Annotated in this window: 14 protein-coding genes; all 14 read right to left on the bottom strand. The window is 68.1% G+C overall.

What is annotated here, in order from left to right; all coding sequences use genetic code 11:
* Positions 1-2 precede the first annotated feature (2 nt).
* Positions 3-419, bottom strand: coding sequence for a hypothetical protein (locus O3X23_RS01645; RefSeq protein WP_269269176.1), 417 nt, complete (start codon positions 417-419; stop codon positions 3-5).
* Positions 420-433: 14 nt separating this feature from the next.
* Positions 434-949, bottom strand: coding sequence for a hypothetical protein (locus tag O3X23_RS01640; RefSeq protein WP_269269175.1), 516 nt, complete (start codon positions 947-949; stop codon positions 434-436).
* Positions 946-2,394: a type IV secretory system conjugative DNA transfer family protein gene (locus O3X23_RS01635; RefSeq protein ID WP_269269174.1), complete on the bottom strand. Its 1,449-nt coding sequence runs from the start codon at positions 2,392-2,394 to the stop codon at positions 946-948. Before O3X23_RS01635 ends, O3X23_RS01640 begins: the two co-directional genes overlap by 4 nt.
* Before the next feature lie 34 nt (positions 2,395-2,428).
* Positions 2,429-2,692, bottom strand: a complete 264-nt coding sequence (locus O3X23_RS01630; protein ID WP_269269173.1) for a hypothetical protein — start codon at positions 2,690-2,692, stop codon at positions 2,429-2,431.
* The gene (locus O3X23_RS01625; RefSeq protein ID WP_269269172.1) at positions 2,692-3,078 is read right to left on the bottom strand and encodes a DUF6238 family protein; all 387 of its coding nucleotides are present in this window, start codon (positions 3,076-3,078) and stop codon (positions 2,692-2,694) included. The genes O3X23_RS01630 and O3X23_RS01625 overlap by 1 nt, the downstream gene beginning before the upstream one ends.
* Positions 3,075-4,511, bottom strand: coding sequence for an ATP/GTP-binding protein (locus O3X23_RS01620; RefSeq protein WP_269269171.1), 1,437 nt, complete (start codon positions 4,509-4,511; stop codon positions 3,075-3,077). Before O3X23_RS01620 ends, O3X23_RS01625 begins: the two co-directional genes overlap by 4 nt.
* The gene (locus O3X23_RS01615; protein ID WP_269269170.1) at positions 4,508-6,034 is read right to left on the bottom strand and encodes an SCO6880 family protein; all 1,527 of its coding nucleotides are present in this window, start codon (positions 6,032-6,034) and stop codon (positions 4,508-4,510) included. The genes O3X23_RS01620 and O3X23_RS01615 overlap by 4 nt, the downstream gene beginning before the upstream one ends.
* 3 nt (positions 6,035-6,037) lie before the next feature.
* Positions 6,038-7,549, bottom strand: coding sequence for a hypothetical protein (locus tag O3X23_RS01610; protein WP_269269168.1), 1,512 nt, complete (start codon positions 7,547-7,549; stop codon positions 6,038-6,040).
* Positions 7,550-7,622: 73 nt separating this feature from the next.
* A complete protein-coding gene (locus O3X23_RS01605; protein ID WP_269269167.1) occupies positions 7,623-8,834 on the bottom strand; it encodes a hypothetical protein in 1,212 nt (403 codons plus the stop codon).
* Positions 8,835-8,939: 105 nt separating this feature from the next.
* The gene (locus O3X23_RS01600; protein WP_269269166.1) at positions 8,940-9,278 is read right to left on the bottom strand and encodes a hypothetical protein; all 339 of its coding nucleotides are present in this window, start codon (positions 9,276-9,278) and stop codon (positions 8,940-8,942) included.
* 48 nt (positions 9,279-9,326) lie between these two features.
* Positions 9,327-10,268 carry a C40 family peptidase gene (locus O3X23_RS01595; protein WP_269269165.1) on the bottom strand — a complete coding sequence of 314 codons (942 nt, stop codon included), beginning with the start codon at positions 10,266-10,268 and terminating at the stop codon, positions 9,327-9,329.
* A gap of 45 nt (positions 10,269-10,313) precedes the next feature.
* Positions 10,314-10,919, bottom strand: coding sequence for a hypothetical protein (locus O3X23_RS01590; protein WP_269269164.1), 606 nt, complete (start codon positions 10,917-10,919; stop codon positions 10,314-10,316).
* Positions 10,920-11,404: 485 nt separating this feature from the next.
* Positions 11,405-11,698 (bottom strand): hypothetical protein, encoded by a 294-nt coding sequence (locus O3X23_RS01585; RefSeq protein ID WP_269269163.1) that lies wholly within the window; start codon positions 11,696-11,698, stop codon positions 11,405-11,407.
* 341 nt (positions 11,699-12,039) lie between these two features.
* A complete protein-coding gene (locus O3X23_RS01580; protein ID WP_269269162.1) occupies positions 12,040-13,092 on the bottom strand; it encodes a DUF2637 domain-containing protein in 1,053 nt (350 codons plus the stop codon).
* Positions 13,093-13,115 lie beyond the last annotated feature (23 nt).

Genomic DNA, 13,115 nt, shown 5'->3' with positions numbered 1-13,115 from the left:
CTCTAGACCGAGGGGGAGTCTGGCGCCTCCGGCGTGACCGGTTCAACCTCAGCGGCCACTTGGCTGTAAGCCGATTGGCACCGCTTCGTCGTGTTGGCGTGATTGCCATGGGCTGTGTCTGGCCGAGGCTCGGAGGTCTCCCGCGCAGCGGCCTTCGTGAACACCTGCTCCGCGTGTTCTAGGGTCAGTCGCATGGTGCCGTACGGCCCAACCGCGTATCCCGCCCGATGCCCGTGGAAGTGCAGCTCCTCCACCGCCTGAACTCCGGCGTCGAGGTCCGGCATGTCGTCCGGCGATACGAGCGCGTGCAACTCCTCCCGCCACTCCCAGCCGAGATCGTGGAGCACAGCCCGTGCTTCTTCCTGTTCCCAGCCACTTCGCGCCACCAACCCGTGGCGGGGGTCCGTCGAGAAGACCATGTCGGGGTTCCTCATCATCCCGCCATCTCCTCGATGCGCTCGGACTCGGGCGACTGCTGGTCTTCGGCGTCCCCTTCAGGTTGCGCGGGCCAGGCTGCGAGCTGGAAGCGCGCCGGACGCTCCTCATGGCGTCCGACTCGGCACTCGTCCCCGGCCTTGCCGAGCGCCTTGTTCATCCGGTTCACGAACCGGTCGTACTGCTCGTGCCAGATCACGGAGGAACCCGCGTCCGCATACGCGTCCCTTCTGGCGAAGGCCAAGGCTGCGATCTCGTATCCCAGACCCTCGTGCTTCTTCCAGCAGGGTGGGATCACGTCCTGTGGCTGCCAGGCGTGTGTCCAGTTCAGCCAGCGGCACACCGAGTCGAGCCACGTGGGCATCGGCGCGAGCAATTCCGCGGACAGTGCTCCGAGGTCCCACGGCGAGGGGCCGTCGACTACGGACTCCTCCGCGCTTCGCTCCGCGATGTACTCCAAGATCAGCGCGGGCGGTTCGGGGAAGGGGGTGAAGTGTGCGAGCGGATTCGTCATGCGGCAGCCGCTTCCCTTCGGCCGGCCCAGGCGGTGGCGTGGGATTCGGCCCGGTTCTTCTTCGCCGCTGCCTGCCGGGAACGCTCTGCCTCGTTCGCGGCGCGCAGCTCGCGGACGTGACCCTCGATCTCGGCCCACGAGTCCCAGGTCCACATGCCGTCGAGTCGTGTGACGACGGGTGGGAGGTTGTCCGCGAGCACCAGGGCGTGGCCTTCGGACAGGGACCTGATCTCGTCCCCGCGCAGAACGGGCTCCAGGGCCATGTGTGTGGCGGTCGAGTGACCGCCGCGTTCGCCTCCACTCGTGGTCTTCGTGGTGCGCTCCCGCTCGACCTGACCGCACAGGTCGGACATGTCCTTGAGGAAGGCCGGGTCCTTGGCTCCGCCGAAGACCACGACGTGGTTGGTGAACGACGCCAGCTCGGCCGCGGTGTCCTCACCGAAGCGGGCGCGGGCTGACGCCCAGCCCTGAAGGCCGTAGATCACCGTGATGCCTCGGCCCCGGCCGTCGGCGACGCGTTGGCGCAAGCTCGGGATGGGCGCGATGTTCGGAGCCTCGTCCAGGGCAGCTAGCAGAGCAGGGTCGAGCCGCCCTGCCGGGGACGCGATGGCGTGAGCCTCGGCAAGGTCTAGCAGGTCCTCGGCTATCGCCGTGGTCAGCGGCGCGACGCTGTTCACCTCCGAGTCTTTGCCGAGCAGGAAGACGGTGCCTTCTGCGTCAAGGAACTCGTGGAAGTCCGTGGGGCTCTCCCCGTTCCCCTGAAGAGCACGGATCACCGACTCGTGCATGAGGGGTTCAAGGGCCGCGTCGAGGGTGCTTGCGGTGTTGCCGACTGTGCGGCTGTCGCCGGTGGTGGCCGTGCGGAGCATGTCCACCCAGCCGGGGCCGGCGCCGGGGTGGGCGTTGAGGATGCCGAGAGGCGCGGGGTCGGTGAGCTTGCGGGCCCACTTCAGTACCCAGTCCAGGTTGGCACCGTCGAGGGCGGCGGCGTGGAAGAACGCGGCGAGGATCTTGGCTGCCTGCCCCTTGTAGAAGGCGCTGCCCTCGCTGGACTGTGCCGCCGACCCGGGGGTGCGAGACCCGGCGACGAAAGCCTTGGCGCGCATCATCGCGACCTCCGTCTCGGCCGCGCCGGTAATCGGCGTCCACCGGAACTTCGGGAGGGAGGGAGCGATGTTCTGCGGGTCGAAGGCCACGACCTGCCGGCCGTCGCGCCGCCGTGCATCGAGGGTCAGTTCCACGAGGTCTGGTTTGGTCGAGGTGGCGAGGACCGGCCCGGCCCAGTTGCGGATGGTCGGGGCGAAGAAACGCAGCGTTTTTCCGCTGCCCATGGGGCCGATGACCCGGCATGCCTTGTCGGCGCGGGACCACAACTCGACGCCCTTCGGGCGTTGCGAAGTCCCCAGCGAGTAGCCGAAGTCGTTGGGATCGAGGGTGCGGCGCATGACGTACTCCGAAACGAGTGAGGGGCGGGGCGGGTCAGGAACCGGCGGATCGGTCCTTCGCGAGGCTCACCGCTGACGTAGGGGCGAGGTGGTCTTCACCGCGGGCAAGGGACGGACGGATCTCCGTGGCCTTCAGGACTGCCTTGGCCGACATCTGGCGTTTGAGCTGCGATTTTGTCGCGAAACCGGCACTGCGTCGGCCCTGCTTCGTCAGGAACCAGACGGTCACCAGGGCCACCGCGCAAACGCCGGTCAGGGCGTACAGGGCGAGAGTGATATTGCTCGGCATGAACTCCACTACTCGGGCCTTCCCGCGACCCGGGCGGCGAGGTAACGCATCCGCCGGCCGCAGAGCCGGGACAGGGATGCGTCGGGTCCGGCACACCGGGGCGGGGCTGTGTGGAAGGCGCTGTGCAGGTCTTCTGCCGCCCGCCAGAAGTGCGAGACGGCCGTCCGGACGCGGCCACCGGCGGCGGAGTAGTCGCCGTGATCCAGCGCGGTGGCCAGAGCCTTCGTACGGCGGGCGAGTTCGAGGGCGTCCGCGTGCAACTGGTCGATTTCCGCTCGCACCGCATGCTCGTCGTCCAGGAGCGCGGTCACATCGGTGGCGGTGACCATGGCTGAGGCGCGCTCCGAACCTGCGTGGAAGGTGTCGGCGGCGGAGAGGTGGCGGTAGCTGCTCATGCGGCGTCCGGGGAGGTGCTGGTGAGGTCGGTCATCGAACCCGAGGAGAAGCACAGATGCTGTTCGGCTTCGACCAGGAGGTGTTGGACGCCGGGGTAGATGACCTCCCCGACCTTCCACAGCGCGATCCCGCGCCGCAGGCGCATGATGTGCTCCGCCGTCCAGGACGGCAGGCCCAGCCGGGCCACCGTCGCTTCCGCCTCGGCCTTCTTCTGGCTGTAGATCACGATGGTGTCGGCCATCTTCAGAGCCGCCTGCGTCTCCGGGCTGTCATCGATGTCCGACAGGTGGTGAACGATGAGGATGCAGCTCAACCCGTAGCCTCTGGCAAATTTGAGGAACTTCTCCAACAAGCTGGCCAGCTGGGGTGTTCCGAGAATGTGCCACGCCTCTTCGCAGACGAGGATGCGCTTGCGCTGGGTGTAGCGGCGGCAGCCCGACGCCCGGTTCGGGCCCAGCTCCCAGGCGCCGGAGTTCGCGTCGACCACGATCCGTTCGTGCTTTCCCGGTTCTGTCCCGCACTCGCACAGCGGTCGCAGCCAGACTTCTTCGAGGAAGACGCCGATGACGGCGACGAGGATGGTCATGGCGACGCCGCCAGACGGGACCTTGGTCAGGTCGAAGACGATCATGTCGGCGTCAAGGTCCACGCCAAGGCTGGTCGGTCCGTCGAGCATGCCGGTGAGGTCGCCGGTCGCGTCCTGCTCGCTCCCGCAGAGCCGGTCCAGGACGTAGGACGCTTCCAGACCGTCACCGAGGAGTTCGTCCCGCGTCCGCTGCTTGGCGGCGGCGTCGGATTCTTCCGGCGAGCGGAGCGCGGCGGCCACGTCGGCCAGGACCGGCGTGCGGTCGGCTTCGCCCGCCCGCTGGTGGGCCCGGCGGATCGCGAGGCGCAGGGCGGAGCCGGCGAACTCGTCCAAGGGTTTGCCGAGACCGAGTTCCACGATCGTCCGCACTAGTTCGATCTGGCGCTTGCCTGCGATGGCGGGGTCCATCGGGTTGATACAGGAGGCACCGCGTCCGCCGCCGGGAGAGAACTTCACCGGGGCCTTGCCGGTCAGCGAGCGGCCGAGCGCCGCCCACTCCCCCTCCTCCCGCTCCTTCTGCTCCTTGGTGTCGAGCACTACCACCTGACGGCCGAGGCGGATCTGCCGCGCGGCGTACGTCTTGGTCAGGGCGGATTTCCCGCGGCCGGTGTCGCCCATCACGATCATGTTGCCGCCGGGCAGGCCGTCGCCGAACGCCGAGAACGGGCAGTAGATGAACGCCTTGCCGGAGTAGAGCTCCCGGCCGATGATCGCGCCCGCGGTGCCGAGGGTCGGCGGTGCGATGGGCAGGTACAGGGCTTGGCTGGTGGTGGTCTCGGTGTGGAGGGGACGGCGCACCGTCTCGTACATCGGCGACAGCGGGGCGAGGTCGAGCAGGTTAGTCACTTGATGCCTCCGGCGAGGGGGAGCGTCGTCGCGAAGGCGCGAGCATGTTCGAGGTCGAGCCATTCGATCCGCAGGTGTGCGTTGCGGGCCCGGGAAGCGGTGGTGCGCTTCGTGCGTTCCAGCTCTTCGGCACTGCGCGAGGAGATGGTGATGTAGCCGACGACGGCGGAGCCGGCCGCGCCGGAGGAGGCGAGGGCCATACCCCGTGATCCGGTGGCGCTCGCGGCAATCTGATCGCGCGGGTCGATGTTCTTGCCACGCTTACGGTCGCGGTCCATCTCGGCCTGGTTGTTCGTGTCCTCCGCGAGCATCCGTTCCACGGCCTTGTCGTTGGGTTCGAGCTGCTGCGTGATCGACATGGTGCGAATCACGTCCGGCATCCCGATCAGCAGGGGTGACAGGAAGTCGGGGCCGACGGGGGTGGTGGGCCATCCGACGACAGCGGCCGTGGCGTGGTACCAGCTGTCGGTGGAGCCTGCCGCGCGGGTGGCGACGTGGGCCCCGTCGCGGACGTCGACATTGCGGGGGAAGGCGTGCGCCTGCGGAAGGTCGGTGTCCCAGATCGCATGGTCCGGGTCGTAGGAGTTGCGGACGAACGCAGTCATCCGGCCTTCGTCCAGGGGCGCGATCACGGAGAGGTCGGCGTCCTCCGCGCGGGACCACAGCTCATCCAGGTACGCGGCCATGGCGGCGGCGACCCCTTCGTCACCGGTGCCGCGGGCGGCGCCCTCGGCCGCCAGGTCGCGGGTGAAGTTCGCGTGGATGGTGATGTAGTAGCGGTGCTCCTCCGCGCTGGTGGACACGGCGTTGGCCAGCACGTCGTAGGAGTCCTTCAGCCACTGCGGCGCAGCCGTTGTCGCGGCCGATTCGTCGCGCTGCGCGATGTATCGCTGGTGGGCGTAGGGGTCGGACTTCATCTGCCGAGCGAGGACCTGCACCCTTTTCACCGGGTGCTCCTCGACGTTTCCGAAGGCATCCAGCAGCTCGCCCCAGCGCTCCACGGCGACGACCTGTTCCCCGACTTCCTTGCCGCCCAGGCCGGGCGAGGCGATCTCCAGGGTGGCCGTGACGCATCCGGCCTCCGGCTGGAGGACCACAACGGCCTGCTGACCGCGGACCGTGACCGGTACCCACGTCATGCCCGCGATGCCCTCCGGCTCTGCCAGGGCAGCGTCCGGCGGGGTGCCGTCGCGGCACACACCGGCTTCGACCGCCGGGGACACCCACACACCACCAGTACGGCGGATCGCCTGGCGGTGGTAGCGGTTGATCCTCCACCAGCGGTAGAGCGTGCGCCGCTGGGACGTGCCCTTGGGCCGGTACGGGGCGTACACGATGACCAGGGCGGTCAGGATCGGCAGGACGAGGAAGGTCGCGGCGAGGGCCGTCACGCCGTTGAAGAGGTAGCCCAAGGTGATGCCGGAGACCGCACCGCCGCCGAGGACGACCTGTTCGCCGAGGTCCCGACGGCCCACCAGCCCGGTGGGGCGGTGCTTTCCGAACTGATACGTACGAGTCGACATGGGTCACTGATCCTTGCTGGGGGTCGGACGACCGGGTGCCTGGTTGCCCGACGGCCGCGACGGCGGCGGGGGCGTGACGGAGGGCCCGGAGCCCGAGGTGGTTCCTGATGCGGAGGAAGGGGAGGCGGACGGCGTCGGGCCCGAAGTACCCGGGCCAGGAGACCGTGGCGAGGGCGGCTGTGCCGTGCTCGGTGCTCCACCAGTTCCCTGCGGCCGTCCGGCATCTGCGTGGGCGCCGGCCGATGACCGGTCCGGAGGAGAGCTGACGACCGGGTCGGAAGTCGCTCCCCCGGGACGAGCCGTGTCCGGTGCACCGGACGTACCAGCGGTGTCGTCGCCGCCCTGCTGACCTTCGGCCTGTTCGGGCTTGCCGCCGCCTGCGGCATCGGTGCCCTGTGCGCCCGGGGAGCTGGTGGCCTTGTTCTTCGCCATGTCGACACCGGCCTTGGCCACAGCCACCCCGGCGGCGACCGGGCCGGCCGCAGCCGTTCCGCCAGCGCTCTTCGCGCCGCCACCGACCAAGGACTCCTGCACCCGGGAACCCATTGCGCGGTTTGCGTGTTGGGCGGGACCGTCGACCGCAGCGGCCGGCCCGGAGGACTGGGCACTCTTCCGGTCGTGGTGGAGGCTGGCCATCTCATCGCCGAAGGCAGGCACCCACTTGTAGAGCGTGGCGCTCGCGAAAACGGCCAGCAGCAGGATCAGCGCGCCGACCAGCGTCTTGGAGACCGCATCGGACATGCTCCCCGAGGTGTCACTGAGGACCGCGCCGCCGAGGCCGAGCAGGGCGAAGAGCACAGGCTTGCTCAGGCCGATGGCGAAGAGGGCGCCGAACCACTTTTTGCTCTTGCCCCACAGGTCGCGGTCGACGAGCCCGGCGTTCACGATGGGCCCGAGCGCCACGGCCACGTAGATGGCCGCGCTGCGGATCAGCAGCTCGATCCACATCAGCACAGCGCCGCACATCATGATGAGGTTGACGACCAGCAGCTGACCCACACCTTCGGTGGGGTTCATGGCCATGACCTTGAGGATGTTCTCCAGGAACGGCTTGAAGTTCGATGTCGCGTAGGGCTCGAAGATGGCCGTTACCTCGTCAATGGCCTTCATCAGCAGAGCGATTGCGCCCGGCGTCATCGCGTTGACCACGAACTGGAGGAGCAGGAAGCCGATCGCCTCGGAGACCGCGGTGGTCACGGCGACTCCGCGGACTGCACGCTTGGCCACGGCGATCAGCCACAGGGCGACAGTCAGCAGGCTGGAGGCCGCAAAGATGATCGCGTACTGCTTCAGGAAGCCAGCCGACGTCAGGTCGATCTTCGTCGTGTTCTGGATCAGCTCCAGCATCTTGCGCAGGAACCAGATGTTCGCCTCGGTGAGCTTCTGCAACAAGAAGCCCAGCGGGTCCTTGACGAAGTCGATCGCCGCCTTCGCCTCGCACACCATCGGGATGTAGCAGAAGGGGTTGGCCACCGCCGAGGGCACGAACACGAACCCGATGATCACGTTGACCATGGCTACCGCCTGGAGGCGGCGCCGCCAGCGGCCCGGGGTTCCCCGCTCGATGGTCAGCAGGCCGGGGGCATCATCACGCAGTCGCAGGCGCATTGCTGGCACCCCCTACGTCCGCGAAGCTGTCGGCCGGGTCCGCTTCCTGCATGGCCGGCGGCGACGGCACCAGCGGTCCGGAAGGCGTGACGGCCGTCGTCTTCCAGGTGCCGCCCTCCCAGACCAGATCCACGGTCATCCGAAGGAAGGCGACCTGCGGGCGCTGCGTCTCGTCCTTCCCAGCGACTCCGCCCACCGACGCGGTCCACAGCTCGATGCTCGCGGCCTGGTCGGAGTAGGAGATCGAACGGGTGGCGAGCGGCGCCGTCCGCGTAATCAGCTCACTTCCGTCGGCGGTCTTCCCATCGGCGCCGACCCCTCGGTTCTCCATGACGAGGCGAGCCGTCGAGTCGGTGTCCGAGGTGACCGAGTGCAGCACGTTGGACGCGGCGGTAGCCGCCAGCATCCGGTGCCGCCAGTCCTCCTTGACGAAGAACCGGGGATCGCCGTAGAGCATGGTGGCGCTGACGGCAGCGGCACGGGCACCGCGCTCATCGCGTCCATACGCTGCCGGGAATCCGTCCTGATTGGCCGAACCGCTCAGGACAGGGTCTTCTGCAGCAGTCGGAACGTAGCCGGAGAAGTCACCCGGGACGTTGGACGCCTGCCGCACGTCGATGGGAGCGACCAGGCCGTTCGTGGCCGAACTTCCCTTGAGCTTCCAGTCATTGGACTCCCAGGTGAGCGTGACCGTCACCGACTGGAAGTCCGTCTTGGGCGTCGAGTGCCCCGCCGCGCTGCCGCGAACCGTCGTCGTCCACAGCCGCACCATCGCCCCACGAGCGTCGAAGCCCAGGACGTGAGCCGAGAGAACGCCTGTACGGGCGATGGCGTTCTCGGCAGAGACCTTGGAGGTGTCGCCCCGAAGGGAGCTGACCGCCTCAGCGGAGGCGTGATCGGACGTCTTCGCTGTCGCTTCGGCCGTGCCCTTGGCCGCCATGACCGCTACAGCGCGGTGCCTCGCGTCCTTGTTCGTGAGGAACTTATAACTGCCGCTGACCGTGGTGTAGTTGGCCGCCGCCGCCTTGGCGCCAGACTGCGTTTGCGGGTAACCCACGGGGACACCGTCCAGTTCACGCACGCTGTCTTCGTTGGCCTGCGGTGCTGAGTGGGCGGTAGCTGATGAGGAGGGAGCAGGGGTGGACGGGCTGGCCGTGGCCATGTTGACAATCACCCCGGCCGCGGTGACCACGGCCGCACCGCCGGCGGCGATGCTCCAGAGCTTGGCCGACGAACGGCGTGCCCCGGTGGACTTCGTGGAGGAAACGTTCCTCCGTGGGGATCGGGAAGCCATGGGTCACACACCCATGCCGTACGTGATGGCGAAGATGGTGCCGAAGGAGGCCACGAGGAAGACGCAGGTCAGGCCGCCCACCATCATGCCCTTGCCGCGCGAGCTGTCCATCGTGCTGTGGCCCTCGCCGAACCAGCCCTTGGACTTGCCGACTCCGCCAAGGAAGGCGCCCGCACCAACGACGAGGACGACGGCGGCAATGACACCGAGGATCACCTTCGCCGTGCCCCCGAGCTTCCCGAAGGGACCCCAGTCCGGCTTCACGCCGGAAACGACGTCAGCTCCGGCGGCGAGGGTCGTGTGCAGGGAGGGATCAGCAGCGGCAGACAGGAGGTTGTACATTTTCAGCCCCTTGGTACTTTATGGAGTGAATGAGATAATTTGTGATGATTAACCGATGTGCCGCATCGCGATGATCTGCGGTGTCCAGTAGCTGAGCGGCTTGATCCGCACCTGGGCTCCTGTGTGCGGGGCGTCGATGACCTGGCCGCCGCCGATGTACATGCCGACGTGCTCGGGCCCTGCGCTGCCGGGGACGCTGAACAGCAGGTCACCGGGGACAAGTTGGGAAACGCTCTTGACAGCAGTTCCGGCGCGTACCTGGTCGTAGGTGACGCGGGGAAGGTTCACGCCAGCCGAGGCCCAGGCCATCTTGGTGAGCGAGGAGCAGTCGCATCCGCCCTGGCCCTTGTAGGGCGAGACGCAGTCGCCGCCCCACTGGTACCAAGTCCCCAGAGCCGTTTTCGCGGCGGAGATGGCGCGAGCAGCGCCCTTGCCCGCAGGCGCGTCGGGGTTCACCGCCGCCGCCCACTTCGCGGCCAGTTCACGGATGTCCTTCACATAGCCGCGTGTCTCGGCGTACGGCGGGACGCCGCCGTACTTGATAACAGTGGGGCCGCCCGCGTTGTACGCGGCGAGCATGTTGTCCGTGGAGTCCCCCGGCACACCCTTGACCTCGTTGGCCAAGGTGCAGTCGTACTTCGCCTGTGCCGCGATGGCGTCGGCCGGGTTGCGGATGTCCTTGATGCCGTCGCCGTCGCCGTCCACGCCGTGCTCAGCCCAGGTCGCGGGCATGAACTGTGCGATTCCGAGGGCGCCGACGGGCGATGTCGCCGCGGGGTTGAAGTTGCTCTCGGTGTAGAGCTGAGCCGCTAGGAGCGAGGCCGTGACCTGCGGGCATTCACCCGCATGCTTGTTGATCAGCTCCCGGACCCAGCCGGGAACAGGAGCGTCCGTCGTGATTCCGCCGCCGGGACCGGCCTCCTGCGCGGAAGCACTGTCCGCCCCGCCGAAGGTGGTCAACAGAGCGACGCCCGATACAGCCGCTGTCACGAGAAGCCCCAGTCCAGCCTGTGTTCCCTTGTTCATCTCGCCCCGTCACGCCCAGGGCATGGCGGTGATGCGCCAGCCCTCGAAGGTGTGCTCCAGGCGTAGGGCGAGCTGTTCGTTGCTGTGCCGCCGCTCCCCGGACTGCGGGGTGGTCGTGAGGGTGTAGCCGACGCGAACCAGGGCGGAGGACTGCGTTACGGCCGGTGCGCCGTCAGGGACCACGGCAGAGGTGATCGTGACCGACTGGCGGGCCTTCTCAGCCCGCAGTGCGGTCCACACGGCATCCTGGCTCGGTCGCCGCTGGCCCAGGACTTCCACCAGCTCACCCGTTGCGAGCTTGGCCGCGCGAGCGCCGGCATCGGCGTACGAGCCGTCCTTGCCGTCGCGGGCATCGTGTTCGGCGTATGCCGTGGTGAACGCCCTCGCGGCACTGTCAACGTCCTTCGGTAGGCCGGTGCTTGGCGGCGGCGCCGCCGGACCTTCCGCGCTCGGAGTGGACGCCGCGGTGATGCCCGCCGAGACGGAGTGCGGTTGCGCGGTCGCGGCCCCGGGCGGCCCGTCGGTCGAGCTGGAGCAGCCGGTCGACAGAAGGGCCAGAGAACCGACGACTCCTATTGCGGCGGATATAGGTATGAAACGGGTTGATCGAGGCATGCGGGAACCACCACCTTGGTGCAACGGTTTTCGAGAGAGCGGGCGGCGCGGCCCTGCGGGGGCTGGGGCCTACGCCGCCCCTTCGCAGGAGGAGGGGGGTTTCCTCCTGCGGGCTTTTACCGGCGACTGCCGGAGAAATTGAAAGCGGGCCGGAGCGTGTGGCTCTATCTGCCCGGTCTCAATCGTGGAAGAGTTCGGTCGCGTCTCGCGTCAGGCCGAATTCTGATTCCATCCTCGACTCGCGCAGTTGTGCGCGTAGGTCGAGCGACAAAGTCCGTTACTCATATCAAGGCCATCAACCCCTAGCGCGATTCGGAGAGATCAGAGAGCAGATCTCAAGGGCCGGAAGTGCCTTGCGGCGTTGGCCATGCCTGAATCTTTGCAGGGGTCCGCGGACAACTCGAATCAACAAAGAAGCCGGAACCTAATTCCAGGAATTAGGTTCCGACTTCTGTGATGGAAGAGGCGTTTTGGCCGTTTCGGACCTACATGGCCGTGCGGCGCATGTGCTCGATGGCCACACCGAGCCACGGAGCTGCTGCACCAGCGAGAAGGACCGGAGCGCAGACGCTGTACGAGAGCACGACCGCGGACTGTTCCTCCGTGACTCCCGCCAGGAGGGCATGGTCGAACGGCAGCCAGGAGGGCGATCCGGTCGGCAAGAGCCGCACACCGATCGAGGTGAGAACCACGCGGGCCATGGCGGGGTCGCGCCACTGCGGCCGGGCGGCAACCTCCGCCTCATGGCGCCGCCTGGCGTCGAGGCGGCCGTTGGACACCCACCGCCGACCGAAGGTCGGGTGGTCCTCGAAGTACCCGGCACCCGAGCGAGGGTAAGCAACCTCTGTTCCGTAGAAGCGAGCGGTCGAGCACGTCACGTCCGCGAATGCGACCTCGGCGTCTGCAAGAGGAACGCCCTCCACTGGGACCGGCAGAAGACTGCCCCCGCCCTGGAGGTGAACCGTCAGCGCGGACGCTGCCTGAACGGCGTCAGGACTGACGGCGTTCTCCGCCCGGTCGCGTCGGCGACTCCACATGGTCTTCCTTCCTGGTCGAACGAGCCGCCCGGGGCCTGTACGGCGAGAGCCGCGCAGGCCCCGGGGGCACTCTTGAGATGAGATCACCAGAGGGCTCGGGATGCAGCGGGGGGCGTCCCGGCCGCCTCGTCTTCCTCCTCTTTCAGCCGGCCCAGCAGCACACCCAACCGGTCGTTGCTGATCGGCTGGTGCGGGCGGACGGCTCCTCCCACCACGTCACGGTTGATCCGTCCGGCCTTCTCGGTGGCGGCCCGTGCGATCGGCAGAAGTTCCGCCAACCACTCGTCGTCCGCCTCTCGATCCTGCGGACACTCAGCATCGTCCGGGACGGACGGCATTTCGCCGTCCGCAAGGGCACGGACCGCCGCTACGACGGTGGTCTTAGCCGCTGCCGGGGGCGCCGCCGTCGGCCAGTCGTCCGCAGGTCCAACAGCCGGTCCGTCCGCGTCGCAGGGAACCTCGTCCGCACCTTCGGTGCCTGCGGGCGCGTGAGTCGCGGACTCGTCCGCACGCGCCCCGTCGTCTTGCCCCACCTCATGTTTTTGCAGGTCGACGGGGGCCGGACCCGCGTCTTCTGCTGCGGACGGACCGGACGGAAGGCTTCGCACCCCGGCCGTGATCGTTGCTTCCGGCGGACGAAGCGCGGACTGAACTGCGGTTCTTTCCAGCCTCAGCCCTTCCTCCCGGACCGGTCCGGGACCGTTGTCCGCGCTGTCCGGGACCGAAAGTTCCGCCGTCCGCGCCATCAGAATGTAGAGGTGCACGGAACCCGCCAGCGCGAGCGGTGCGAGCATCGACAGGACGCCGACGACGCCGTCCGTCAGGTGCAGTGCGGACCGTCCGGCCTGCGGACCATCGTTCAACGTGATGGCGTGCAAGGCGTTCGCGCCGAGACTTGCCCCGGTCGCCGCGAGGAACAGGAACCAGGCATATAGCCGAGCGCCGAAACGCTGGTGACGAAGGAGCACGATCGCTCGAACGCCGTACGCAATGAACCCATCAATGAACACCGGGAACAGGTAGCTCAGGCTCTCCCGCGCGTGGATCGCGATGGCGATCTGTCGCAGCGCGTCGTAGGAGAAGAGGAAGCCGGCCGCGCCGAGCAGGATGATCGCGGAGCGGTCCCAGGCCGTCATCCCGCGGAGGCTGTGGGCACCCC

Origin of the sequence: Streptomyces sp. H39-S7 (assembly GCF_027158205.1) — a bacterium.
In the GTDB taxonomy this organism is placed as follows: Bacteria; Actinomycetota; Actinomycetes; order Streptomycetales; family Streptomycetaceae; genus Actinacidiphila.
Note: the sequence above shows the minus strand (reverse complement) of the source record. Positions and strands in the feature narration are given on the sequence as shown.

Excerpts from the sequence above, each read along its gene's own strand:
- O3X23_RS01645 (WP_269269176.1), bottom strand. The coding sequence starts at position 419 with ATGGTCTTCTCGACGGACCCCCGCCACGGGTTGGTGGCGCGAAGTGGC.
- O3X23_RS01580 (WP_269269162.1), bottom strand. The coding sequence starts at position 13,092 with ATGACGGCCTGGGACCGCTCCGCGATCATCCTGCTCGGCGCGGCCGGC.
- O3X23_RS01610 (WP_269269168.1), bottom strand. The coding sequence starts at position 7,549 with ATGGTCAACGTGATCATCGGGTTCGTGTTCGTGCCCTCGGCGGTGGCC.
- O3X23_RS01640 (WP_269269175.1), bottom strand. The coding sequence starts at position 949 with ATGACGAATCCGCTCGCACACTTCACCCCCTTCCCCGAACCGCCCGCG.
- O3X23_RS01590 (WP_269269164.1), bottom strand. The coding sequence starts at position 10,919 with ATGCCTCGATCAACCCGTTTCATACCTATATCCGCCGCAATAGGAGTC.
- O3X23_RS01600 (WP_269269166.1), bottom strand. The coding sequence starts at position 9,278 with ATGTACAACCTCCTGTCTGCCGCTGCTGATCCCTCCCTGCACACGACC.
- O3X23_RS01635 (WP_269269174.1), bottom strand. The coding sequence starts at position 2,394 with ATGCGCCGCACCCTCGATCCCAACGACTTCGGCTACTCGCTGGGGACT.
- O3X23_RS01615 (WP_269269170.1), bottom strand. The coding sequence starts at position 6,034 with ATGTCGACTCGTACGTATCAGTTCGGAAAGCACCGCCCCACCGGGCTG.
- O3X23_RS01625 (WP_269269172.1), bottom strand. The coding sequence starts at position 3,078 with ATGAGCAGCTACCGCCACCTCTCCGCCGCCGACACCTTCCACGCAGGT.